The following is a 243-nucleotide window of genomic DNA, read 5'->3' as shown; positions in this document are numbered from 1 at the left end:
CCAAGGCCGACAAACCGTTCTTCGTCTGGATGAATACCACGCGCATGCACCTCTTCACCCACGTGCGCGACTCGATGAAGGGCCAGAGCGGCATGCCCGGCAACGAGTACGCCGACGGCATGCTCGAGCACGACGGCGACGTCGGCAAGCTGCTCAAGGCGGTGGACGACCTGAAGATCGCCGACAACACCATCGTCGTCTACACCACCGACAACGGCCCGAACCAGTGGTCCTGGCCGGATG

General features: G+C 63.4%; 1 protein-coding gene. It reads left to right on the top strand.

All coding sequences use genetic code 11. The annotated features are described in order from the left end of the window. Nucleotides 1-243 (top strand): sulfatase-like hydrolase/transferase (locus J5M67_RS29265; RefSeq protein WP_207888762.1); only part of this gene is annotated, 243 nt, incomplete at both ends.

The sequence above is a fragment of the Pseudomonas sp. 30_B genome, assembly GCF_017491605.1.
Lineage (GTDB): Bacteria > Pseudomonadota > Gammaproteobacteria > Pseudomonadales > Pseudomonadaceae > Pseudomonas.
Note: the sequence above shows the minus strand (reverse complement) of the source record. Positions and strands in the feature narration are given on the sequence as shown.